This window comes from Streptomyces sp. NPDC096176, assembly GCF_044763255.1.
In the GTDB taxonomy this organism is placed as follows: Bacteria; Actinomycetota; Actinomycetes; order Streptomycetales; family Streptomycetaceae; genus Streptomyces.
Genome location: NZ_JBIWFV010000002.1, coordinates 556951 through 579258, shown reverse-complemented (window position 1 = coordinate 579258; position 22308 = coordinate 556951). Strand labels below are relative to the sequence as shown.

Genomic DNA, 22308 nt, shown 5'->3' with positions numbered 1-22308 from the left:
TCAGAGCTCAAGATGTGGACGGATTGTAGGGAGCGGAACCTGATCAAAACAGGGCGCGGAAAATGTAATTGACCTTGACTTGCTACTCAGCAAATGATCGCGCCAATAAATCGGCCCCGAAAGCGGTAACGGGACAAAGGCATTGACGCCGGTTCGATGATCTAGAAAATAACAAAGAGGCCCTGCTCAGCAGGGCCTCTTTGCGACAAAATGATCAGAGCATGAAAAGATCGATTCCCGGGGCGGTCGGGCCCGTCAGCAGGATGCGTCCGGGACGCCGGCCCCCAAGACTGTCCGGTCCGGCACCGGTCCGGAACCGCCCGGACAAACCGGCGCGGGGGCTCAGGACGCGGTGAGCACCGACGACGGCCAGCTCATCCGGATCACCCCGCCGTCCTCGGTGGAGGAGACCTCCACGTCGTCGACGAGGCCGCTGATGACGGCGAGACCCATCTCGTCCTCGCCCTCCGCGTCGAAGTCCTCCGGCGCGTCGCCACCGTTGCCGGAGAGCGCCGCGGAGCCGGCGCCCGACGTCGGCACCTCGTCTCCGACCTCGATGGAGAAGGTCTTTTCCTCCTCCGACAGCACCACCCGTACGGGCGCGGTGATGCCGTGGCTGCGATGCAGCCCGACGGCCCGGCTGCAGGCCTCGCCCACGGCGAGGCGGACCTCGTCCAGCACTGCCTCCTCGACCCCGGCACGGCGAGCCACGGCAGCGGCGACCAATCGGGCCGTCCTGACGTGCTCGGGCTGGGCGCTGAAGCGGAGCTCAACGATGGCCATGCGGTCCCCCTCGGACGTACGGGCAGGCGTGCCTCTCAGGGGCCCGGGCTGGATGCCCGGTGCCCCTCTCTGCTTCCGGCAGTCTCCGGCCGACGTCAGTCGGTTGCGGCGACGGCTTCGTCGACCGTGGTGTGAATCGGGAACACCTTGGTCAGACCCGTGATCCGGAAGATCTTGAGAATGCGCTCCTGGTTGCAGACCAGGCGTAGGGAGCCCTCGTGCGCACGGACACGCTTGAGGCCACCCACGAGCACGCCGAGGCCGGTGGAGTCGAGGAAGTCCACGCCCTCCATGTCGACAACCAGGTGGTAGCTGCCGTCGTTCACCAACTCGACCAACTGCTCGCGCAGCTTGGGCGCGGTATACACATCAATCTCGCCACCGACCTCGACGACCGTACGGTCGCCACCAGGGCCGGACACATTGCGAGTCGACAGGGACAGGTCCACGGATCCTCCAGCACCTTGCTATCGAGCGGCCGCCCCCTGAGGTCTCCCCGACGGAGCCGGAGGACGATCGCCAGCCGCGATGGCATTCAATCACTTACCGGCAGCCATGCACGACGCCTTGGGACCATTGTCCGTCACGCCAGTGACACACTCGGTGCCGATGGCCAAGAAACACCGTCCCAGTCGACCGCCCGAGAGCGGGGAAAACCGCCCCTCTCCCGGCACGATTCTCGACCGGCTCGCCGCAGGTGCAAGCCGGGCTGCGCGCATCACTCATACGGAGCACCTGCCCCCTCGACCGGGCAGGCATGCCCTCTGGCCGGACCGCATCCGCACAGAAGTGATCAGCGCTGTCCGGCATGCCGGGATCGACCACCCCTGGGCCCACCAGGCGGCCGCCGCCGAGCACGCCTTGGACGGCGAGTCCGTGGTCATTGCGACGGGCACCGCGTCGGGCAAGTCCCTCGCGTACCTCGCGCCCGTTCTCAGCACCCTGCTCGACGGTGCCGAGGCGGCCAACGGCCGTGGAACCACCGCGCTGTACCTGGCACCCACCAAAGCGCTCGCCGCCGACCAGTGCCGCGCCGTCAAGGAACTGGCCGCCCCGCTGGGCAACCGCATCCGCCCGGCGGTCTACGACGGCGACACGCCCGTCGAAGAACGCGAATGGGTCCGCCAGTACGCCAACTACGTCCTCACCAACCCCGACATGCTGCACCGCGGGATACTTCCCTCCCACCCCCGCTGGTCCTCCTTCCTGCGCTCCCTGCGTTACGTCGTGATCGACGAGTGCCACACCTACCGGGGCGTGTTCGGCTCCCACGTCGCCCAGGTGCTGCGCCGTCTTCGCCGTGTATGCGCCCGCTACGGTGCGAATCCGGTCTTCCTGCTCGCCTCCGCCACCGCCGCGGAACCGGCCGTCGCCGCGGGCCGGCTCACCGGCCTGCCCGTCCACGAGGTCGCCGACGACGCCTCGCCTCGCGGCGAGCTGGTCTTCGCCCTGTGGGAACCGCCCCTCACCGAGCTCCACGGCGAGAAGGGCGCGCCGGTACGCCGCACGGCGACCGCCGAGGCCGCCGACCTCCTGACCGACCTGACGGTCCAGGGCGTGCGCAGCGTGGCCTTCGTACGCTCCCGCCGCGGCGCCGAACTGATCTCCGTGATCGCCAAGGAACGCCTCGCAGAAGTGGACCGCTCCCTGCCCGGGCGTGTCGCCGCCTACCGGGGTGGCTATCTGCCCGAGGAGCGCCGGGCCCTCGAGCGGGCCCTCCATTCCGGCGAGCTCCTCGGCCTGGCCGCCACCACGGCCCTCGAGCTCGGCGTCGACGTCGCCGGCCTGGACGCCGTTGTCATCGCGGGATACCCCGGCACGCGGGCCTCCCTGTGGCAGCAGGCCGGCCGGGCGGGGCGCTCCGGCCAGGGCGCCCTCGCGGTCCTCGTGGCCCGCGACGACCCGCTGGACACCTTCCTCGTCCACCACCCCGAGGCATTGTTCGACCGACCGGTGGAGTCCACGGTTCTCGACCCCGACAATCCCTACGTGCTCGCCCCGCATCTGTGCGCGGCCGCCGCCGAAATGCCCCTTACCGAGGCCGACCTCGAACTCTTCGGCTCCGCCACGGCCGACCTCATGCCGCAGCTCGAAGCGGCCAGGCTGCTCCGTCGGCGCGCCTCCGGCTGGCACTGGACCCGCCGCGAACGGGCCGCGGACCTCACCGACATCCGCGGCGAGGGCGGCCGGCCGGTCCAGATCGTCGAGGCCGCCACCGGCCGGCTGCTCGGCACGGTCGACGAAGGCGCCGCCCACACCGCGGTCCACGACGGCGCAGTTCACCTGCACCAGGGCCGCACCTATCTCGTCGAGCGACTGGACCTGGACGACTCCGTCGCCCTGGTCGCCGAGGCCAACCCGCCCTACTCGACCACCGCCCGTGACACCACCTCCATCTCCGTGCTCGAAACCGAGACCGAGATCCCCTGGGGCGACGGTCGCCTCTGCTACGGCTCCGTCGAGGTCACCAACCAGGTCGTCTCCTTCCTGCGTCGCCGTCTCATCACCGGGGAGGTACTCGGCGAGACGAAGCTCGACCTGCCTCCGCGGACCCTGCGCACCCGAGCCGTGTGGTGGACGGTCACCGAGAACCAGCTGGACTCCGCCCGCATCAACCCGGAGCAGCTGGGCGGGGCACTGCACGCCGCCGAACACGCCTCCATCGGGATGCTTCCACTCTTCGCCACCTGTGACCGCTGGGACATCGGAGGAGTCTCCGTACCGCTCCATCCGGACACCCTGCTGCCGACCGTCTTCGTGTACGACGGGCACCCGGGCGGGGCCGGCTTCGCCGAACGGGCCTTCCACACTGCGCGCGAGTGGCTCACCGCCACCCGAGAGGCGATCGCCTCGTGCGAGTGCGAAGCGGGCTGCCCGTCGTGCATCCAGTCGCCCAAGTGCGGCAACGGCAACGATCCGCTGCACAAGAGGGGCGCGGTCCGGTTGCTCACGGAGCTTCTCCGGGCGGCCCCGGCGGCTCCTTAAGACAGCTGCGGCCCCGCCCGCGCCCTGACCGCCGGGGCGTACGGGCCGAAACGGGCCCGGGCCGTGATGTCGGCGATCTCTCCTGTCACGGCGCAGCGCACCACCTCCGTGTTCTGCGCCCGGGCCACCTCGGCCGCCTTGGCGCAGGCCTCGGCCGTGCCCCGTAGGGCGTTGTCGGCCGCTGCGAGCGCCGCGAGGTCGGCGGCGGCTCCGGCGCGGTGCCGGGCGACCACTGCCTGGCCCATCGCCAGGACGATCGCGAAGACCGCGCACAGCACGGTGGTCGCCATGGCCACCCAAACGGTCGCCGAGCCGCGGTCCCCCTTCACGGCCCCATTCCCTTGTCGCCCACCGGGGCGGCGGATGAGCGGTCGCTCGGCAGAACCCTCATCGCTGCGCCGACGCCCCGTTCGGCCAACCGGGCCACCCCGGCGACGCTGACGCGCCCCGCCCGGTCCGCGCGGTACGCCGGCCCCGCCCGGTCCGCGCGCACGAGGAGTCTCACGCCCTCCTGGTTCTCTCCCCGGGTCGCCCGGTACTCGGCGGACCCGGGCTCCTGTCCCGTGGTGTCCTCGGCGAGCGCCGCCGCGTCGGCGCTCAGGGTCAGCGCCATGGCAGCCGGCCCGGGGGTGTCTGCCTCGACGCGTACGCGCCAGAAGTTCCCGGTGCGGGCCAATGTGACCGCGGCGCCGCTCGGCGCCGCGGATCGGGCGGCGGCGAGAGCAGCCGCCCGTGGCTCCGACCTGGCCGCGGCGCGAGCACCGGCGCGCGCTGCGTCCACGCACTGGATCTGCGCGGCGGCGGCCATCAATGCCCAGACGAGCGCCATGGTGAAGACCACGAGGGCCGGCACCGCGACCGCCGCCTCCGCCGTCACAGAGCCCTTGTCGCGACCCTTGGCGCCCTGCGGCTGCTCAGAACTGCGCATCGAGCGCCTTCCCGATCACCGCTTCCAGCGCTCCCGAGACGGTGCCGCTGGTGACGATCTTGTAGAGCACGGCCGCGAAGGCACAGGCGGCGATCGTTATCTTGAGGAACCAATCTCCCTCTGGCACATGAGTTCTGAGTGCCAGTCATTGTGTTCCTGAAAGGTATCTACTAGGTGTCTGGCACGTCTGGTACGTTCGCTGTCATGCCTTCTACGTACACGGCAGAACGCGCCGTCTCGCCCCGCGATGAGTCCGTTTCGTGGGTGGTCATCTCCTCCGAGTACGAGCTGCACATGGAGGCGTGTGCCTTCTCGGCGAGCCTTCGGATGGCGGACCGGTCGGTCAACACGGAGCGTTTGTACGCTGGCCGCGTCGCTCTGTACTTGTCGTACTGCGCCGACCATGGTCTGGACTGGAAGAAGCCGGGGCTGCCAGGGCTGGCCCGGTTCTTGCACTGGCTCGTTGATGAGCCGCTCCCGCCGCGGGCCCGGAAGAAGCCGGTCAAGGTGCGCTTCCGTGAGAAGAAGACCGCGAATCAGATCATGACGACGGTCTGCCAGTTCCTGCGGTTCAGCGGCCTGCAGGGGTGGGTGGATGCGGAGACGGTCAACCAGCTGTCGGAGCAGAAGTACCTGGCCTATCTGCCGGAGGGCTTCAATCCTGGTGAGGACGGGCAGTTCCGCACGGTCCGGGCGAAGGCGATCAAGTTCGAGGTGGCAGTAGAGGGCTACGAATGGCTGAATCCTGAGCAGTTCGCACGGATCCTCGGTCTGACCCGGCGGGCTCGGGACCGCTTCTTGGTCGCGCTGCTGGCAGGCACAGGCATGCGGATCGGCGAGGCCCTTGGCCTGCGACGGGAGGACATGCATCTGCTTTCGAACTCATCCGCGCTGGGCTGCCAGGTCGCGGGGCCACATGTGCATGTGCGGCGACGGCAGAACTCCAACGGAGCCCTGGCCAAGGCCAGAATGCCGCGCTCGATTCCGGTAACGGCCGAGCTGGTGACTCTTTACGCCGACTACTGCTTCGAGCGGGACCAGGTGGCCGAGGCCGCTGATGTCGACATGGTGTTCGTCAATCTGTTCCGGGCGCCGCTGGGCCGGGCGATGACCTATCACAACGCCAAGGACCTGTTCGATCGGCTGGCGAAGCAGGCGGGCTTCGAGGCCAGGCCGCACATGCTGCGCCACACCGCGGCGACCACATGGATCCGCAACAAGGTCCCGCGCGATGTGGTGAAGGACCTCATGGGGCATGTGGCGGATTCGTCGATGGCTCCGTATGTGCACGCCACGGACGAGGACAAACGCGAGGCCGTGGAGCGCGTCGCGGCGATCAGGAACGGTCAGGTGCAGGCATGAGCGGGAATCTCGCGGCGGTCCTCGAGATCGCGGAGAAGTCCAGTCGTGACCATGATCTGTGGGTGGCCTGGCTGCGCACTCAGCTGGTGGAGGACTGGCGGCCGGGTGAGTGGGATCCCGACACGCTGCTGTTCAGGGGCGACGTCAACAATCCGCAGACGGCCGCCATGCGGTGCAGCACCGAAGGGTGTGAGATCGTCACCAAATCTCGCGGCCGGTGCACTGCCTGCGCCAAGGAGTTCCGGGCCAGCGGGCTGAGCGAGGAAGAGTTCAACGCGACCGTCCGGCCGGCGGCGAACCGCCGCTATCTGGAACCGGGCACGTGCACGGTGGAGCGGGACGGCCTGGGGTGTCAGCGCGAGTTCCATTCCCGAGGACTGTGCCGGGCCCACAGCCTTCAGTGGATCAAGGCGACTCGTGCGGCGAGCAAACGGAAGCCGTTCCAGGGAACGCTTGAGGAATGGATGCGCAGTGTCGCTGTCCCCCACGACGCTTTGGCTGAATGCCGCGTGGCTGGTTGTTCCCTTGAGCAGGTGACGTTGCACGAGGGGTTGTGCCGTGTTCACGACCGGCGGTGGAAGGACCTTCGGAAATCCCTCGATTACGTTCCGGTTCTTGATCGCTGGGTCGAGCACGAGACTCCCTACATGGCCGTGCACCATTTCTCGCTGGCGCCGCTGAGCGAGGTGGGCCGCCTGGAGATGCTTTACGCCCTGCAGCAGCGCGACCTGCGCCATCAGAAGATAGAGCCCTCGGCGATCCGCGCTGTCGTCAAGGGGCTGGAGGGGGTCGAGTGCCTGCTGGTAGCTGGACCCGGCGTGTTCGACACATCGAATTTCAGCGGGGCCGCGAACGTCGTGGCCCTGGTGAAGGAAGTGGCCTGGTCCATACAGCAGGGGCATGATCGCTTCCTGGGGATCGAACCCATGGACAAGCTGGTCTGGGACATGAAGGCAGTGATCTACGCGTCGGGCCGCACCGAGAAACGGGCGCCTGGGACCCGCACGGCCCTCGTCGATTTCAACACCGTGACACAACCGTGGCTGAGAGAGGCCGTGATGGAGTGGGCACGCTCCACTCGCCCGGCCAACACACGCTTCCGCAGGCATGTGGCGGCCTGCGTCGTCGCCTCGACCGTGCTCGCGCGGCTGCCGGGGGGCGGGATGGACCCCACCAGCGTCAGGTTCGCCGAGATGACCCTGGTCGCGGACGCCTTCCGGAAGCAGACCAAGCGCGACGGCGACCTGCAGACCAGCAAGCACCGTGCTGATTCGCTGGCCGCGTTCTACACGATCCTGGACTTCGGCCGCAGTGCCGGACTGCTGAATGAGCTGCACGGCACGTTCGCCCGTCACAGCCAGCATCGCATCATCCGCGAGGACTCCAACGAAGACGAGATCGGCAAGGCGATACCGGAGTCGGTGATACGCCAGCTCGATGCTCACCTCGACCACTTCGGGGACGAGTTTCCCTATCGCGGCTACCCGCCGGAAGACATCTCGGCCATGCTTCGGGCCATCTACCAGGTGCTGCGGGACACCGGCCGGCGTCCGCGTGAAGTCTTGAGCTTGAAGCGGGACTGTCTGGAGTTCGACGGCAACGACTGCCTCCTGATCTGGAACAACTACAAGGGCAAGCGCATGCGTCGGCGACTGCCGATCTCTCGGGAGACTGCCGAGCACATCCAGGCATGGGCCAAGCACCGCGAGGGGCTGGTCACGCCGTCGCGAAGCCGGTCGTATCTGTTCCCGGCGGTCAGCGAGGCCAGCGAGTTCGCCCACATGAGTACCCAGTACCTGTCTCGGGCGATGCGGTTGTGGGTGACGTCCATCGACGAGATCCACTCCGAGGGCACAGGCCGTGACGGACGTCCGGTTCCGTTCGACCGGGACAAGATCTACCCCTACGCCTTCCGGCACTCCTACGCCCAGCGGCACGCAGACGCCGAGGTTCCAATCGACGTTCTGAAAGACCTTATGGATCACCGGAGTACAGATACGACGGCCCGGTACTACAAGGTGTCGCTCAAGCGGAAACAGGAGGCGGTGAAGAAGATGCGGCTCCATGTCGTGGACCGGCACGGCAACCCCGCTCCGATGGCCTCGAACAAGGCTTACGAGCTCAGGTCCGTGGCGGTGCCGTTCGGGGGCTGCACCGAGCCGTCCAACGTCAAGGCGGGCGGGCATGCATGCCCGATCCGGTTCCAGTGCGCCGGCTGTGGTTTCTACCGCCCCGACCCGTCCTACCTGGCGGCGATCGAGGACCAGATCCGGGACTTGAAGGCGGACAAGGAGACCGCTCTGGCGATGGGCACGGATGAGTACGTGATCCGCAACTTCCAGGATCAGATCGACTCGTTCAAGAAGGTCGCCAAGAACATGCACGAGCAGATCGACCAGCTGCCCGAGGATGAGCGAGAGGAACTGATGGAGTCTGTCAAGGTCTTGAGGAGGTCCCGGGCCGCCAGGGGCCGCATGCTGCCCCTCACCGTGATCAAGCGCGGGGAGTCCAGCGCGTGAGTGCCAAGCGCAAGCCGAGCGAGGTGCTGGCGGAGTCGCGTCGCCGGGACAGCCGCGCGAAGCGGGAGAAGGTCCTGGCGGTGGTCGATGAGATGGCTGCCCGCGGCGATGCGGTCACCTTTGCGGCGGTCGCGAAGACGGCCAGGGTGTCGAACTGGCTCGTCTATGCGGAAGGCGTCCGTGAGCACATCGAGGCCGCCCGCAAGAAGCAGGCGGGCCAGCCCCGGCGGGAGGCTCAGGCCGGGCTGTCATCGAGTACGGCAAGCCTGCAGACCGACCTGGAGCTGTCCAAGCAGCAGATCACTGCCCTGCGGACGGAGCGGGACCAGCTCAAGGCCGCGCTGCAGAGGCAGCTCGGCCAGCAACTCGATCAGGTCGGGGCGGCCGACCTGGTGGCCCGGGTGGACGAGCTGACCCGCCAGCACGAAGAACTGACCGCCGAGCGGGACACACTGCGGCGGGAGAAGAAAGAGCTGGAGGAACGGCTGGCCGAGACCGAGGAGGACCTGGCCGCCGCCCGCTCCAGCCTCCGACGGATGATCCGGGCCGAGAACGCTGGCCCGGCCTGAGACCGAGATCCGTCCGTACGCAACTGGGCACGTTCGGCCGTACTTCCCCCTCGAGGAGGGGGAAGTATGGGGATACGTTCTCAGGCGGCGGTTTCCAGCGCGGTCTGGGCGGCGGCGACGGCCCGCAACCGCTCGGCCAGGACGGCGGGGCCGAGCGTTGCCAGGGCCCACAGGGCACTGATCTGTCGGCCGGAGGGCCAGATATTGGTCGTCGGCGGCCGGAACGGGACGACGGTGATCGCCTGGGCCGCGAATGGGGTCTCGTCCAGGTATTTCATGCCGCCGGTCCCGCACAGATACTGGCGGGCGCCGGCTGCGGCGGTGAGGTCGGCGAGCCTCTGGGACCGGCAGGGCCGGGCGGGTAGTTCGCTGCTGCGGAGGATCTGGCCCTTCCAGCCGAGCAGGTCCAGCAGGATCCGGGCGGAGGTCTCGGCGACGGTCGCGGTCCTCCCGGTGCCGAACGCGGCCGCCACCGGCTCCATGGCCTGAGCGAGGACGGCCCAGTGCAGGCTGGCTCCGTAGTACTGCCTCAGCATGGCCGTGGTCCGGCGCCGGGCCAGGGCAGGATCGGCGATCAGGGCGTCCTGGATGGCGGTCTGGCGGCCTTGGGGCAGGTGGGTGGGAATAGACATCCACCGCGATGTCTGCGGGTCTCCCAGGGACGCGAGGCGGGTGCGGTGCTGGTAGTCGCGGCGGGTGAACTGGACGTCGTCGAGGATGATCCAGGTGTCCGCCGCGAACAGCTTGGCCAGCGTCGTCAGCCGGGGAAACAGGTTCGGCTGGTGGATCGCACACAGCCCGCCCGGCGCCGGGAGGTCAGGAGATGAGGCGGCTGGTGAAGCCGTCGCTGATGAGGGACTCGTATGCGGCATGCACGTCCTCCGGGACGTCCTGGGCGATGGCGAACCCGAGCTTCGGATACTCGATCACCCGCTGGAGGTCGCCGACGAGCATGTCCAGGACGAGCTTCTCGTCGCCGATGCTCTTGAGGTAGTCGTCCAGTTCCAGCGGCTCCGAGGCACAGAGGATCTCGACCTCGGGCCACAGCTTGCGGGCGGTGGCGAAGGACCGCCTTTCCATATAGGGCTTGGAGACCAGCAGCACGGTCTTCGGGACGATGCCGTTGGCGGCCAGCAGATCGCGGGAGAGCGTGATGTTCTGCCCGGTGTTGGCGGCGTTCGGCTCCACGAGGATCGCTTCGTCGGGGACGCCGAGTTCGAGGGCGTGCTTGCGGAAGTGGACGGCTTCACCGCGCGGGAAGACCTTGGCGGTGGTGGGGCTGTTGCCGCCGGTGAAGACCAGGGTCGGGAAGAGCCCGGAGTGATACAGGTCGGCGGAGGCCGCGGCGACGCCGAGGTCGTGGCTGCCCAGGCCGATCGCGACGTCGGCCGGCGCGAGGTCGTGGCCCATCTGGTGGTAGTCCCAGATCAGCTTGGCCTTGCGCCACTGGTCCTCGGTGATCGTCTGCTGGTTGTCACTCACGCGATCTTCTCCCTGGTCACCGTCGCCGGGGCCCGGTGGGCCCCTCGCTCATGGCCTTGATGTTCTCGATGCTGGCGAGCTGGTGGCTCAGGCCGAACTGCCCGGCCAGTCGCGCGGCTTCGTCGAGGACGTGAAGGCCATCATCGCGGGTTGCGGGATCGGTCAGCAGGACGTGACCGTGGGCGGTTTCCAGACGGACCCGCTGCATCGGCGCGTCCGTGGAGGCGGTGCTGCGGGCAATTCCAATGAAGTGCAGGGCCGAGGCCAGGTCACCGGCCCCTCGGTGGGCCAGGGCGATCTTCTGGTGGGCCACCGACCAGTCCTCGGGCTCGGAGAGGTCTTCGAACTCTCTGGTCGCCGCCGCCATGACCCGGGTCGCATAGTCGTGCTGGCCGTCCTTGCTCAGCGCGGTCCCCACCCACAGCCGGGCTCTTGCCCGGTCGCGGCGGGAGAGCCGGTCATCGGCGGCAAGGTGTTCGTACTGGTGGGCGGCGATCTCCAGCTTCCCGGACATCTCCGTGACCACGGCCAGGGACAGGTCAAGCTGGGCGACGCGGCGGGGGATGTCTAACTGGGTGAACAGGGACCTGGCTGCCGAATAGGAGTGCTGGGCCGACAGCGGTCCGATCACGGCGCCCTGGTCACGCTGGAGATCGCCGAGGAGGGCCGTTGAGCGGGCGAACAGGTACAGGCCCTTGTCATCGAGGCTGACCGGCTTGAACCGGGTGGTCCAGCGGCCAATCAGGCTCTCGGCGAAGGTGAAGTCCTGCCGGGCCAGGGCCACCACGGCCCGGTCCAGGTCGTCCGTCCACGTCTCGTATTCCCAGGCTAGCGGCCCGCTGGCGGTGACCCTGCGGCCACCGCCAGGGCCGGCGGTTCTCCCGGCTTCGGACAGGAACGTCTCGAACCGGAGATGGACGGCGGCGTCCGCGCGGGCCAGTGCGGTGTCGAGGATCGCCTGGGTGTCTGGGCGGGGTTCAGTGCCGCCGAGGAGCTTCTCCCACTTGGAGATCGTCCGCACGCCGACGCCGAGGTGATCGGCGAAAGCGCGGACGCTCAGCCGCAGCGCAAGACGCAGGGCCTTGGCCTCCAGGCCGGTCCAGTGGTGCACGGTCGCCACACGTCGCTCCCTTCCCGCCGTCATCGAAGCACGGCCCGGACGGGTGGGGGGACACAAGTGCAACGGAAGTACAACAGGCGGTCATTCCCCCGCGGTTGGGGCGGGTTCAGGCTGACCGGTGACACCAGTTGCCGGACTTCTTGGATGGTCACGAAGATGGAACCCCTCACCGAGCATCGCGGCGTTCGCGGCCCGGTCGTCTATGGCTTCCTGCGGCTGGTGCGGGTCTCCGCCGCCCGGCACGAGGCTCTGCACGCCGCCCTGGCCGAGTACTGCCGCCAGCATGAGCTCGCTCTGTCCGGGGTCTTCACCGAACGCACGGCGAATGCGGAGAGGTCGGCGGCGTTCACCGGTCTGCTGGACGTCCTGGAACTGCCGGACACCTACGGCGTTGTCCTGCCCGCCGCATCGCACCTGGGCCCCAAGGCGATAGCCGCCCCACGGCAGGCGCGGATCACCTCCGCCGGAGCCCGGCTGCTGCTGGTCCGCGGCCCCCGCGACGGCCATCCGGCCGGCCCGGGGCCAGCCCGGGCGGCCCCTGCACGTCTCCGCCGCCGCAGTCCCGGTCCCGCCCCCGCTCTGGACACCGATACGTGAGGCTCCGATGCCTGATGCGAAGCAGAAGTTCTTCGACCCGCGGCCCGAGTCGGTCGGCCTCGCCCGAGACTTCGCCGTCACGACCCTGACCTCCTGGGGCCTTCACGCCCCCGCCGAGGACATCCGGCTCTGCGTCTCCGAGCTGGCCTCGAATGCCCTGACCCACGGGAGCGAGCCCGGACACGGCTTCCTGGTGAGGCTGGACGCCGAAGGCGACTTCGTCCGCCTGGAAGTACACGACAGCCGCCCCCGCCACCGCCGCCAGCCCGCCATCGCACACCCGGCCGAGACCGACACCGCCGGCCGCGGCCTGCAGATCGTCGCCGAGCTCGCCGACAGCTGGGGCGTCGAGGAACGCAAACCCCGCGGCAAGATCGTCTGGACGCTGTTCAAGACGGGCCAGCCGGCCGGACTGGTCCGAGCATGCTGACCCGCAACGTCCCCACCCTCACCGGCCCCGACACCGGGCTGCTGACTTCACTCGGAGCCTGGACCTGGCCCGGCACCGCCCCCGACGGCAAGCAGGTCGCCCACATCCTCCTCGCCCACCGGCTCGGACGGACCAGCCACGACACCCCCGCGGCGATCGAGGCCCGGATGCGGCACCTCGCAGAGGTCCTCGGCGGCCTCGCCCAGGCCCAGGACTCCGTCCCCGACACCCAGGGCACCCTCGTGACCATCGGCCCCCGGTCCCTGCTGAAGTTCCCCGGCGCCCGCTGGGGCCTGAGACTGCCCGCCCACCACCAGTGGACCCGCCTGGCCCAGGACAGCGGCCGGGCCGCCCTGATCGTCGGCCTCGACCCGCTCGCCCAGTCCGCCGACGCCGTCCGCGTCGACGCCTACCTCGACGCCGCCCTGGCCGCCGACAGGCTGCTGTTCGGCTTCGCCCGAACCTCCCGCACCGCCTGAACCACCCAGCCCCCCATGCACGGCCCCCATCTCGCCACGAGAGGTCACTGCCATGGAAACCCACGAACGCGCACGGCTGGACGCCTACTTCGCCAACGTCGCCGCCCAGTTCACCCCGGACGAGCCGCCCGCATCGTTTCTGGTCACACACCTGCTGCCCGAGCGGCCCGCATTCGTCCGCGCGGTCGCCGCGATGACCGCCCTGAAGGCCGTGCTGCCCAAGCCCAAGTCGATCAGCATGGCCGCCCAGCGCGAGGTCGAGCACACCGCCCCGGTCGACGCACTGACCCGCGAACTGTTCACCGACCCCGACACCGCCCTGGACTACCTCGAGTCCCGGGCCGGAGGCGAGGCCCTCGCCCTGCTGGACGTCGGCGGCTACTTCGCCCCCACCCTCGAGGAAGTACACAGCCGCTTCACCGGCCAGCTCGCCGGGGTCATCGAGGACACCGAGAACGGCCACCGCCGCTACGAAGACCTCGACAAACTGCCCTGCCCCGTGATCTCCGTCGCCCGATCACCTCTGAAGGACCCCGAGGACTTCCTCGTCGGCCAGTCCGTCGTCTTCTCCACCGAGGCCGTCATGCGCGGCCGCGGCGACATCCTCCACGGCCGCCCCGCCCTCGTGATCGGCTTCGGCAAGCTCGGCTCCTCCATCGCCCGGCTCCTGCACGCCAAGGGAGTACAGGTCACCGTCTTCGACATCGACCCCGTCCGCCGCACCCAGGCCCTCTCCCAGGGCTTCACCGTCGCCCGCGACCGCGAAGCCGCCCTGACCGGCGCCGGCCTGGTCCTCTGCGCAACCGGCGCGATCTCCCTGCGGGGCGAGGACTTCGCCCACCTCCGCAACGGCACCTACGTCGCCACCGTCACCAGCAGCGAAGACGAACTAGACCTGAACGGACTCCCGGACGTCTACACCCGCACCACCGTCGGCGAACACGTCACCCGCTACCAGACCACCGGCCACTACTTCTATCTGGCGAACGGCGGCAACGCCGTCAACTTCATCCACGGCGCCAGCGTTGGGCCGTTCATCTTCCTGGTCCAGGCCGAGATCCTCGCCGCGATCAGGATGCTCACCCGCGGGGAGCTCGCCCCCGGGATCCACGAGGTCCCCGCGGCCGACCGCGCCGCTATTGCGGCGACCTGGCTCAACTACTTCAACAGGTGATCACCATGGCCATCACGGCAGACCACATCCGCACCACCCTGACCGCCTACCTCGACCAGCACCCCGAGGACAAGCGCGAGCTCGGCGTCGTCCTCGGCCTCCTCGACGACGGCGACGACCTCACCAGCCGCACGACCTTGCCTGGCCACGTCACCGCCGGAGCGATCCTCGTCGGCCCCGACAGCCGCATCCTGCACATTCTCCACAATGCGACCCAGAAGTGGCTCCTGCCTGGCGGCCACCTCGAAGCCTCCGACGCCACCCTTCTCCAGGCCGCCGGACGCGAGCTCGCCGAGGAGACCGGCATCCCACCCCACGTCGTCACCCCGCACGGAGAGATCCCGCTCCACATCGACACCCACCCCATCGACGCCAACCCCGCCAAGGACGAGCCCGCCCACCAGCACTTCGACTTCCGCTTCCTCTTCCGCACCACCGCCGACATCGGCGAACTCCAGACCGAAGAGGTCTCGGGCGCCACCTGGCGCAACCTCGAGGAGCTGTCCGATGCCCAGCTGCGGCAGCGGATCACAGAGACCCTTCGTTGAGCACCGCGACATAGTCGGCCTGGACGGCGGCTGCACATGCAGCCCTGACACGAAGCCCCGGCGGCCACTGACCTCGGCCGCCGGGGCTGAGGCGCTGAGGCGTGGCATGATCCCCTCACCGTTACGAAGTGTGGGGGTGGCCATGCGCTTGACGAGGGAAGTGCGCCAGCAACTGCTGGACCAGAACGAGGGCTTTGAGAAGCGGACCAGCTCCTCGGGAAAGAACTTCACCGAATACCGGCACTACCGGATCACGGGCGGGCAGTTGCTTATCCGCGCCAGCGGTAAGACGTCCTGGGCAGACAGTCGCTTCGACACCGGATACGTCGGCGCCACCGACGATCAGACACGCCGGTTCCTGCGGGAGTACCTGGCTGAACTGAACACCGACGGGCTGTAGGGGGACCCAAGCCAAACGCGCAACGCCCCTGTGGCGAAGTCCGGTGCCGAGGCACTGCCGGCCGCTCCCCGGACCGGGGGACGCCGTTGCGATGGCCTACTGGGCGGAGCGACTCGCGTCTTCCATGCACCGGTCGCCAGCGCACCGCATCGCTCGTCCGACGGCCGCGGGCTACTGGTACGGGCGCTGCTTCGGCGGCACGGTTGGCGAGGGCGGGCGCAGGTAGCCCCAGGGCCACGCCACTGGTGGTGATGAGATGCGAGGCGGCTGCGTCCAGGATGCCCAAGGGCTAAGCGCGGGCGGCCCAGCGCCCCATCAGCCGTTCATCGCGGCTACGGCGCTTCGCCAGTATTCTCCTCACTAAGATCGTGCGCTGCGTCCCTCAGCAGCCTGAAGGCTGCGGCGTGATCCCTATCGGCCAAGAGACCCAGCGCCGTTTCCACCGTGCTGCGGTCGGTCGTGCTGTGCCTCAGAGCGTTCAAGATCTGCCGAAACTGTACGGACGAGTCTGAGAGGTCGCCAGCACGCGCTGCCTCCAACAAGGCTGTTAGCTCTTCAGTCTCGACGATGACCGGAACGTTAGGGACGTCGTCGATGCTGACAGGGCTAGGACGCTTCGAGTCGAGAATTGTCAAGCCGCTGTCCGAGGCTGTTGGGCTCAGCATGATGCGCGTCTGCCAAGCGTAGGCGACCCTGTCGCACTCCCTGCCGAACCGACGGACTTGATAACCGTCTTCCGCGATCAGCCAGCGCACGGACGCAGTGAACCATTTGTGCCCGTCGATCTCGCGGGCGCTGACCTCCGACACAGTGTCGAGAGCAACTGCTCGCGGGTCCCATCCACGAGCGCTTCTTACGGTCCCGCGCATTCCGTCCTCGTACAGCAGGGATCCATTGACCATCCGGAAGCGCCGGCTCGCACCCCGGGCAGCTGCCAGGACCATCGCATGGCTCTCCTCGGTGCCCAGGAGCGCCTGGACGTCCTCGACCTCTGCGTCAACTTCGGTGGCGAACTTCTGCAGGACGCCGTCGAGCGAGGTGAAGAGGAAGAACCGGTTCTCCAAGCCCCGGAGGTCCTTGTCCATGGGCGAGGGGAAGGACGTGCCGTCACCGAAGTCTTCCGTATTGTTGCTAACGAAGTAGACGGTCTCCTTCGGGTGTCGCCTGGCGTACTCGACGGCCGTCAGCCAGATAGCGGCATCTCGGGCACCCGTCTTGTTCTTGCCGCTGTTGACGGTCTTGCACGGGGCCAGGAGGTTCGTCTCGCGGAACATCGCCATCTGGTAGGCGGACGCAGACGTCTCGATGACATCCGCGATCTCCGAGTACCGGGCCCGCCAGTGCTTGCGCACGTGCTCGTCGTCGAACCGCTTAGGGTGCACGATGTCTGCCCAAGGGGTGGCCTTGCGCAGGGTCTCCACTGCCTCCAGGGCCGCCTCATGCTTCGCCTGGTAGCTGAGGACCTGCTGAGCCGCGATTTCCTCCATGACAATCCAAGGAGCCGCCACCCGCTCCACCTTCGCGGCCCGAATCGCGCGGAGCATGTCGGCGGCGGGACTCCGCAGCGAGGTCGACTTGAGGATGTTCGCGTCCAGAATGATCAAGGCGGGTGGCTCCGTCTCCCTCGGATCCGAGTCGTACAGCCACACTCTCTCAACTTCTGATCACTGAGTGGAGGTGCATTCTTGTCCCAACGCTCTGACGTGGCTGGAGTCGACGACCGCTCTCAGCCAGTCGAGGCGGGTGGCAGCGTTCAGTTCGGCCAGCAGCACCTCATGCACCCACTTTCCAGACTCCGACCTCGTTCCAGTCCCGCAGCCGTCACCAGCACGCCATACCGGACCCGCAACCGAGCTCCTGGGAAGGTGTTCCCACTGGAGGCTGACGTGCAGCACAAACAGATCTCGTGCAGCATCTGCCCGTCCAGGACCGGCTTGTGACCCTGGCACGTGACCCTCCTCTCTCGCTTCAGCAACAGCGGCTCAATCCGCCCCGTACGAAGTGCGCGTCCACAGTCGCTTATGTCTCTTTCGTTCAGGCGCCACCGCGTACGGACTTACGTACCGAATCGTCCGTGCGATCAGCGTCTGCGGCCGTCACGACGGGCGGTTGATGACCCGCCTCATGATTCTCAACGCTTCGCGGGGAGCGATCAGGTAGTCCTGGGTCTCCTGCAAGGCACCTTGCAGGACCCGCCCGTCAGCCTCCGACGCGGCCAGCCGCGCCTCTAACTTGTTGTTGGCCGCCTAGAGCTCGTTGACACGGCCGCGAGTTCCCTCGCGGAGGGGGGAGTAGGAGGCGCGCGCCTAGGACTGTGCGAGGAGTTGCCCGACCGCCGGATACTCGGTGGACACCGTCACTACGGTGGATCCATGACTTGGTCGTTGGGCTACTCGCCTCCCCGCGAGCCGGATCTACTGGACGCGCTGTTTCTTTCGGCCGGACGTTCACTTCACATCGCTAACGCGTTTGAAGGAAAGTGTCGTTGGATGGTCCGATGCATCAACCTGGTGGAAGTGCACCAAAACGCTGACCCGGTCGCGACGTTCGAGGAGATCATCGCTGCGCTGCCAGCCGACAAGATGCTCGGACCGACGCTGCACCAGCTGACCGGCTGCATGCCGTGCTCCACCGAGACAATGGATGTGCTGCGGCGGGCCAGGAAGGCGCGAAACTTCATCGCGCACGAGGGCGCTGACGTTGGTGACATCAGCACCGCTCGGGAGAAGCGCATCCTCGCGCACGCGGGCCGCCTGCGCTCCGCGGTTTCAGACCTGGCAGCCGGCGACAACATCGTCTCGCAGTGGGGATTCCACTTTGAGGAGCCGGACTGGTCTCTACCGCGAGACCTGATTGATGCCTACCCCAGGATGATCGACGAGTGGGTCTTCGGGCATTTCGGGAAGCTCCTCGACGAGGTTGCGGCCTCGGCGGCCACAGAGGCCGCCGGGCCAGCACAACAGTCGTCTTAGCCGGCCGGCTCGAGCCTAAGCGTCCTCGTCCAGTTCGCTGCCGGGCGGAAGCTGGGACTGCTGGCCAGCAACCTCGATGAGCCGGTATCGGCGCTGGCTGCGCTTGCCTGCAGCAGAGCGCAGCACGAAGCTCTCTAGCGCCACCTCTACCTGCTCATCAAGGTGATCCTTCACCACGCTGACGAGCGACTCATCCACGAAGCCGTGAATCTCGGCCCCTGCCGGAGTCTCGAAATAGAAGATCTGCCTCCGGGTCCGCAGGCCGTCGAGGCGCCCCTGCATCCGGATGATCTCACGCTCTTCACGGATGATGTTGAGTCGGTCACGCAGCGACTCCGCCTGGACCGCCGACAGGGAAGACACGATGCGCTCGCCTGTCCCGCGCTGCACAGCCAGGTTGATGTCGAGGCGAGGGTTCGGCAGCTTGAAGATCAGGTCAGCCACCGCCCGGCGCACCACAGGCGAGGCGCTGAACAGCGAATCCATCGACTCTTCGTCCTCAGGACCTTCCGGAAGAGCCCGAACCAGTTCCACTGCGCCGATCTCAGCCCAGGAGACGCCGCCGCGGGGAAGCTCGCCGGGCTCTCCCTTGACCACCGAAGAGTGAGGTTGCAAATCGACAATGATGGAGCCAGCAGCAGAGGCAGCTACGTCGAGGCGAGCGAGTTCGAAGTCCAACGGCAGCAACTTGACAACATCTGCGAGACGGGCGCGACGGGCCTTTGCGAGACGAGCAACCGCCTTCTGCACACGCTGCAGGAAGTCGCCCACTTCGTTGGCTGCGATCAGGCCGCCGTTGGCCGGATCGGCGAGCCGGAAGTTGAGGCCAGGGCCAGCAGCAGTCTCTTGCAGACCCAGACCGCTGAACTTCATAGCTGAAGCTTGGAGGCCAGCTCGGGCGAGACGGGACAGTGGATCGCCGCCTTCGGTCGTCTGAAGGGCGCGAACGTACTTGTCGCGAAGATCGTTGCTCACCAGCTCACCTCCAGATATCCCTTCACGGCTCCAGTGATCAGCTCCCCATCGGGCCCCTTCACCTTGGACCAGGTCGCATCCCAATACTCCTCCTGCTCGGGGATGCCGGCGACCACGGGGAAGCTGTCGATCAAGCCCCCCATGGGTTGCACTCGGTTAGCCCACACCTGCGGCTGCCCTGCCTGCACTCCTTGACGCGCGAGCCCTCTCGGCACGGAATCGCTCGGCCAGCCGCGACACCGGCTCCGCCGCCGGCGCTCCGGTGGAATCGGCCCGCTCCAGGCATCGGGCCAGAGGCTCGGCGCCCGGTATCTCGCCGAACCAGCCCCAGGTGGGTACCGCTTCCGCTCCGAGCCGGAGTTGAGCGGCGGTCCGCGCAAGGCGGGCGCCGACCGGGCCACCCAGAGACTCGCCGACCGCCTCGGCGGCTTCACGCGGACCCGCGCCGGCCGAGATGCAGGCCGCGAGCAGGTCTGCCGCCAGGGGCAGTTGGCGTGCCGTATCCCTCAGGGCGTCGCTCTCGGCCGCGTCTGCACCCGTCCGTTCACGGCCGCGTTGCCAGCGCCGCACGCCGTACGCCCCGGCAGCCCCCACCACGCCACCCGCCACCCCGCCGATCAGGGCGCAGCAGAGGGCGACGACCCCGAGAGGCGCGGACCATCGCCTCACAAAGGCTCCGATGTCCACTCGCCCGCGCCACGGCTCGCCGCGGGCGATCGACAGGAACGCCTGTCCTCTGGCTCGCGTTCTCTTCTCGCTTCGCCGCGCGGCGATCGAGGAGGCCAGGCAGGCCACCGTGGAGAGGGCCGCCGTCATTACCCCCAGCCTGTGGACAACTTCACCGTTCACGACTTCTCTCCGGCGCGCACGATCCGGCCGGCCCACCAGAGCCCCGCTGCCTCGAGAAGGCCTCCGAGCACCAGGCAGGCGATACCCGCAGGGGTGTGGAACAGGACGCGCAGCGGATCCGCGCCCAGCGCCCATCCCATGGCCAGGCCGGCCATCGGGAGCAGCGCGAGGAGCACGATGGTCGACCACGCTCCGGCCAACTGCGACTTCAGTTCCGCGCGCTGGTCCCTCTCGGCCTGCAGGGCCGCTTCCAGGCGATCCAGTCCGGCGGCCAGACCCGCGCCGCCGTCCACGGCCACCCGCCAGCAGGCAGCCACCCCGGCCAGCCCCTCCGCGCCCGGCTGCCGTGCCGCCTCCCTCAGCGCCCCGGGCACGTCTCCGCCGAACCTCGCCGCAGCCAGCACCGAAGCCTCCGCTTCACCGAGCACATCCGTCGATCGGGCCGCGTACAGCAGCGCCTGTCCCGGCTGCAGCCCGGCCCTCAACTCACCCGCAGTCGCTCCGCACAGACCGATGACCCCCTCGGCCCGTCGCTCCTCGTCCTTGCCGCGCTCCCTGGCACGCAACCAGCGTCGAACCAAAGGCACGGCGACGGCTCCGGCGATCAGCGGCAACGGGGACTCGCCGGCAATCGCCGGCACCAGCGCCACCGGCAGGCACAGCCACTCCCTCCGCAGCCTGATCACCGGCAGCAGCCGCTCCCACGACCACCACGGGGGCAGTACCGCCCCACTCCCGTCCGCGAACAGCAGCCGTGCCCGTTTCGACCCCTGCCCCTGGCCCCCGGAGATCAGCCATGCCGCCGCCCCCAGGCACGTCGCCGCAGCACACATCGACTGGACAGCGGTCACAGCGCATCACCGACCAGGGCTCGCAGGCGTCCCCACCCGGGCTCGGACACGAACGCGCTCTCGCCCCACCTCAGCGCCGGAACGGTGACCACCCACCCGGCGGCGTCGCGCTCCAGCACATGGATCTCGGCAACCCGGCGGCGGCCGGCCCCGTCGCGCACCAGATGGATCACTACCGCGAGCGCCGCCGCCAGCTGGCTGTGCAGAGCCGCCCGGTCGAGTCCTGCCGCCGTACCCAGCGCCTCGAGACGCGCCGGCACATCCGACGCAGCATTGGCGTGCACCGTGCCTTCTCTGAACTAGCTTGGGTAACCCCCTCGTGGGGTGCGGTGCGAGCTGGCAGACTTCCAGCCATGCCGAATCTGCTCATTAAAGACCTTCGGGTGATCTCCAGAGGTTTCTCTAACGACGTCAAGGAATGGCCGAACATTCCGTGCCCCACTTGCGGGCGGGGAAATCTAACTCCGGCGGCCGACACCTTCGTCTACGAAGAGGCCGAGATGAGCAAACAGGCACAGTATGACCCCGAATCCGGCTGGGAGCCCGACTGGAGTTATGGCGGGTTCCACTGCATCCTGCGATGCGGGAGAAGTACCTGCGACTTGGTCAGGGTCGTGGGAAATATGAGTGTTGTCGAGGATCTCGACGAGCGCGGCCGCTGGTATGGAAAGTGGCTGGTCCGACTCACTCCCACCTTCTTCCACCCGTCGCTGCCCCTTGTACAAAGCCATGAGGCAGCCCCACGGCCCGTCCTACAGCGTCTTGAAGCTGGCGCCGCCGTGGTCTGGGTTGACCCGAGCTCTGCAGCGAATCGCCTTAGGTCAGCTGCGGAAGCCCTACTTGACGATCAAGGGATTCCTCGGAGAGGCCACTCAAGCAAAGGCCCATATGACATCAAACTCCATCAGCGGATCGAGAACTTCAAGAAGGCCAAGCCGGAGTATTCGGATGCCGCAGACGCACTCCTAGCCACAAAATGGATCGGCAACGTCGGCAGCCATGAAGACGCCCTGAAGATCTCCGATGTCCTGGATGGGGCAGAGATGATCGACTTCGCGCTCATGGAGATATACGACACGAGCAGGGAAGCCGTGAAGAAGATGGCAGCGGAGATAACGGCAAGGAAGGGTGTACCCGCTCGCAAGTTCCAAGGAGCCGTATCCCCGGGGGGAGAGGTCAGTTTGTTCGGGCAGCAATCCGGCTGAGGACTTCGCGAACTGACACGCATCGGCCACGTTGGACACGCAATGACTCGAATCCGAGCTGCGGGGTGATCACCCGCTTC

The 22308-nt window shown here is 68.0% G+C and carries 23 protein-coding genes and 3 pseudogenes; 12 read left to right on the top strand and 14 right to left on the bottom strand.

Features of this window, described 5'->3' with window-relative positions:
* Positions 1-342: 342 nt before the first annotated feature.
* Entirely contained in the window at positions 343-783 is a 441-nt protein-coding gene (locus ACIQ7Q_RS07890) for an ATP-binding protein (RefSeq protein WP_403857678.1), read from the bottom strand.
* A gap of 95 nt (positions 784-878) precedes the next feature.
* Positions 879-1232 carry an STAS domain-containing protein gene (locus ACIQ7Q_RS07885; protein ID WP_003967428.1) on the bottom strand — a complete coding sequence of 118 codons (354 nt, stop codon included), beginning with the start codon at positions 1230-1232 and terminating at the stop codon, positions 879-881.
* A 79-nt stretch (positions 1233-1311) separates the two neighbouring features.
* On the opposite strand from ACIQ7Q_RS07885, the gene ACIQ7Q_RS07880 reads away from it, so the two are divergent.
* On the top strand, positions 1312-3768 hold the full coding sequence (locus tag ACIQ7Q_RS07880; RefSeq protein WP_403857675.1) for a DEAD/DEAH box helicase: 2457 nt from the start codon (positions 1312-1314) through the stop codon (positions 3766-3768).
* Here the strand turns inward: ACIQ7Q_RS07880 and ACIQ7Q_RS07875 are convergent.
* The 3 genes and pseudogenes from ACIQ7Q_RS07875 to ACIQ7Q_RS07865 all read right to left on the bottom strand — a co-directional run.
* Complete coding sequence (locus ACIQ7Q_RS07875; RefSeq protein ID WP_403857672.1) at positions 3765-4097, bottom strand: Rv3654c family TadE-like protein; 333 nt, start codon at positions 4095-4097, stop codon at positions 3765-3767. The two genes, ACIQ7Q_RS07880 and ACIQ7Q_RS07875, sit on opposite strands and share 4 nt — an antisense overlap.
* Positions 4098-4327: 230 nt before the next feature.
* Positions 4328-4696: pseudogene (locus ACIQ7Q_RS07870) on the bottom strand (TadE family type IV pilus minor pilin); the annotation flags it as partial.
* A pseudogene (locus tag ACIQ7Q_RS07865) lies at positions 4683-4793 on the bottom strand (DUF4244 domain-containing protein); the annotation flags it as partial. The pseudogenes ACIQ7Q_RS07870 and ACIQ7Q_RS07865, both read right to left, overlap by 14 nt.
* Before the next feature lie 230 nt (positions 4794-5023).
* On the opposite strand from ACIQ7Q_RS07865, the gene ACIQ7Q_RS07860 reads away from it, so the two are divergent.
* The 3 genes from ACIQ7Q_RS07860 to ACIQ7Q_RS07850 are packed head-to-tail and all read left to right on the top strand — an operon-like array spanning position 5024 to position 9146.
* On the top strand, positions 5024-6058 hold the full coding sequence (locus ACIQ7Q_RS07860; RefSeq protein ID WP_403857669.1) for a tyrosine-type recombinase/integrase: 1035 nt from the start codon (positions 5024-5026) through the stop codon (positions 6056-6058).
* Positions 6055-8577 (top strand): tyrosine-type recombinase/integrase, encoded by a 2523-nt coding sequence (locus ACIQ7Q_RS07855; protein ID WP_403857666.1) that lies wholly within the window; start codon positions 6055-6057, stop codon positions 8575-8577. Before ACIQ7Q_RS07860 ends, ACIQ7Q_RS07855 begins: the two co-directional genes overlap by 4 nt.
* Entirely contained in the window at positions 8574-9146 is a 573-nt protein-coding gene (locus ACIQ7Q_RS07850; protein ID WP_403857663.1) for a DUF6262 family protein, read from the top strand. The genes ACIQ7Q_RS07855 and ACIQ7Q_RS07850 overlap by 4 nt, the downstream gene beginning before the upstream one ends.
* 80 nt (positions 9147-9226) lie before the next feature.
* Here the strand turns inward: ACIQ7Q_RS07850 and ACIQ7Q_RS07845 are convergent, their stop codons facing one another.
* The 3 genes from ACIQ7Q_RS07845 to ACIQ7Q_RS07835 are packed head-to-tail and all read right to left on the bottom strand — an operon-like array spanning position 9227 to position 11748.
* Positions 9227-10018, bottom strand: coding sequence for a WbqC family protein (locus ACIQ7Q_RS07845; protein ID WP_403857660.1), 792 nt, complete (start codon positions 10016-10018; stop codon positions 9227-9229).
* Entirely contained in the window at positions 9963-10628 is a 666-nt protein-coding gene (locus tag ACIQ7Q_RS07840; protein WP_403857657.1) for a YdcF family protein, read from the bottom strand. Before ACIQ7Q_RS07840 ends, ACIQ7Q_RS07845 begins: the two co-directional genes overlap by 56 nt.
* 16 nt (positions 10629-10644) lie before the next feature.
* Entirely contained in the window at positions 10645-11748 is a 1104-nt protein-coding gene (locus ACIQ7Q_RS07835; RefSeq protein ID WP_403857654.1) for a helix-turn-helix domain-containing protein, read from the bottom strand.
* A gap of 156 nt (positions 11749-11904) precedes the next feature.
* Here ACIQ7Q_RS07835 and ACIQ7Q_RS07830 point away from each other — a divergent pair, with 156 nt between their 5' ends.
* The 6 genes from ACIQ7Q_RS07830 (at position 11905) to ACIQ7Q_RS07805 (ending at position 15376) form a co-directional block, all read left to right on the top strand.
* Positions 11905-12345 carry a hypothetical protein gene (locus ACIQ7Q_RS07830; protein WP_403858009.1) on the top strand — a complete coding sequence of 147 codons (441 nt, stop codon included), beginning with the start codon at positions 11905-11907 and terminating at the stop codon, positions 12343-12345.
* A gap of 7 nt (positions 12346-12352) precedes the next feature.
* The gene (locus tag ACIQ7Q_RS07825) at positions 12353-12775 is read left to right on the top strand and encodes an ATP-binding protein (RefSeq protein ID WP_403857652.1); all 423 of its coding nucleotides are present in this window, start codon (positions 12353-12355) and stop codon (positions 12773-12775) included.
* Positions 12769-13254 (top strand): DUF5949 family protein, encoded by a 486-nt coding sequence (locus ACIQ7Q_RS07820; protein ID WP_403857649.1) that lies wholly within the window; start codon positions 12769-12771, stop codon positions 13252-13254. Before ACIQ7Q_RS07825 ends, ACIQ7Q_RS07820 begins: the two co-directional genes overlap by 7 nt.
* 52 nt (positions 13255-13306) lie before the next feature.
* A complete protein-coding gene (locus tag ACIQ7Q_RS07815; RefSeq protein WP_403857646.1) occupies positions 13307-14428 on the top strand; it encodes an adenosylhomocysteinase in 1122 nt (373 codons plus the stop codon).
* Positions 14429-14433: 5 nt separating this feature from the next.
* Positions 14434-14976, top strand: a complete 543-nt coding sequence (locus ACIQ7Q_RS07810; protein WP_403857643.1) for an NUDIX hydrolase — start codon at positions 14434-14436, stop codon at positions 14974-14976.
* Positions 14977-15118: 142 nt separating this feature from the next.
* Entirely contained in the window at positions 15119-15376 is a 258-nt protein-coding gene (locus ACIQ7Q_RS07805) for a hypothetical protein (protein WP_403857640.1), read from the top strand.
* Positions 15377-15708: 332 nt separating this feature from the next.
* Here the strand turns inward: ACIQ7Q_RS07805 and ACIQ7Q_RS07800 are convergent, their stop codons facing one another.
* Entirely contained in the window at positions 15709-16980 is a 1272-nt protein-coding gene (locus ACIQ7Q_RS07800) for a PIN domain-containing protein (RefSeq protein WP_403857637.1), read from the bottom strand.
* 768 nt (positions 16981-17748) lie between these two features.
* Between ACIQ7Q_RS07800 and ACIQ7Q_RS07795 the strand changes: the two genes are divergently transcribed.
* Positions 17749-18348: a hypothetical protein gene (locus ACIQ7Q_RS07795; protein ID WP_403857634.1), complete on the top strand. Its 600-nt coding sequence runs from the start codon at positions 17749-17751 to the stop codon at positions 18346-18348.
* A 15-nt stretch (positions 18349-18363) separates the two neighbouring features.
* Here the strand turns inward: ACIQ7Q_RS07795 and ACIQ7Q_RS07790 are convergent, their stop codons facing one another.
* The 5 genes and pseudogenes from ACIQ7Q_RS07790 to ACIQ7Q_RS07770 all read right to left on the bottom strand — a co-directional run.
* On the bottom strand, positions 18364-19323 hold the full coding sequence (locus ACIQ7Q_RS07790) for a hypothetical protein (protein ID WP_403857631.1): 960 nt from the start codon (positions 19321-19323) through the stop codon (positions 18364-18366).
* Positions 19320-19466 (bottom strand): hypothetical protein, encoded by a 147-nt coding sequence (locus tag ACIQ7Q_RS07785; protein WP_403857628.1) that lies wholly within the window; start codon positions 19464-19466, stop codon positions 19320-19322. Before ACIQ7Q_RS07785 ends, ACIQ7Q_RS07790 begins: the two co-directional genes overlap by 4 nt.
* Positions 19467-19479: 13 nt before the next feature.
* The gene (locus tag ACIQ7Q_RS07780) at positions 19480-20139 is read right to left on the bottom strand and encodes a type II secretion system F family protein (protein ID WP_403857626.1); all 660 of its coding nucleotides are present in this window, start codon (positions 20137-20139) and stop codon (positions 19480-19482) included.
* 29 nt (positions 20140-20168) lie between these two features.
* A complete protein-coding gene (locus tag ACIQ7Q_RS07775; protein ID WP_403858007.1) occupies positions 20169-21005 on the bottom strand; it encodes a type II secretion system F family protein in 837 nt (278 codons plus the stop codon).
* A 14-nt stretch (positions 21006-21019) separates the two neighbouring features.
* A pseudogene (locus ACIQ7Q_RS07770) lies at positions 21020-21313 on the bottom strand (hypothetical protein); the annotation flags it as partial.
* A gap of 63 nt (positions 21314-21376) precedes the next feature.
* Here ACIQ7Q_RS07770 and ACIQ7Q_RS07765 point away from each other — a divergent pair.
* Positions 21377-22228, top strand: a complete 852-nt coding sequence (locus tag ACIQ7Q_RS07765; protein ID WP_403857623.1) for a DUF4145 domain-containing protein — start codon at positions 21377-21379, stop codon at positions 22226-22228.
* Positions 22229-22308: the final 80 nt, after the last annotated feature.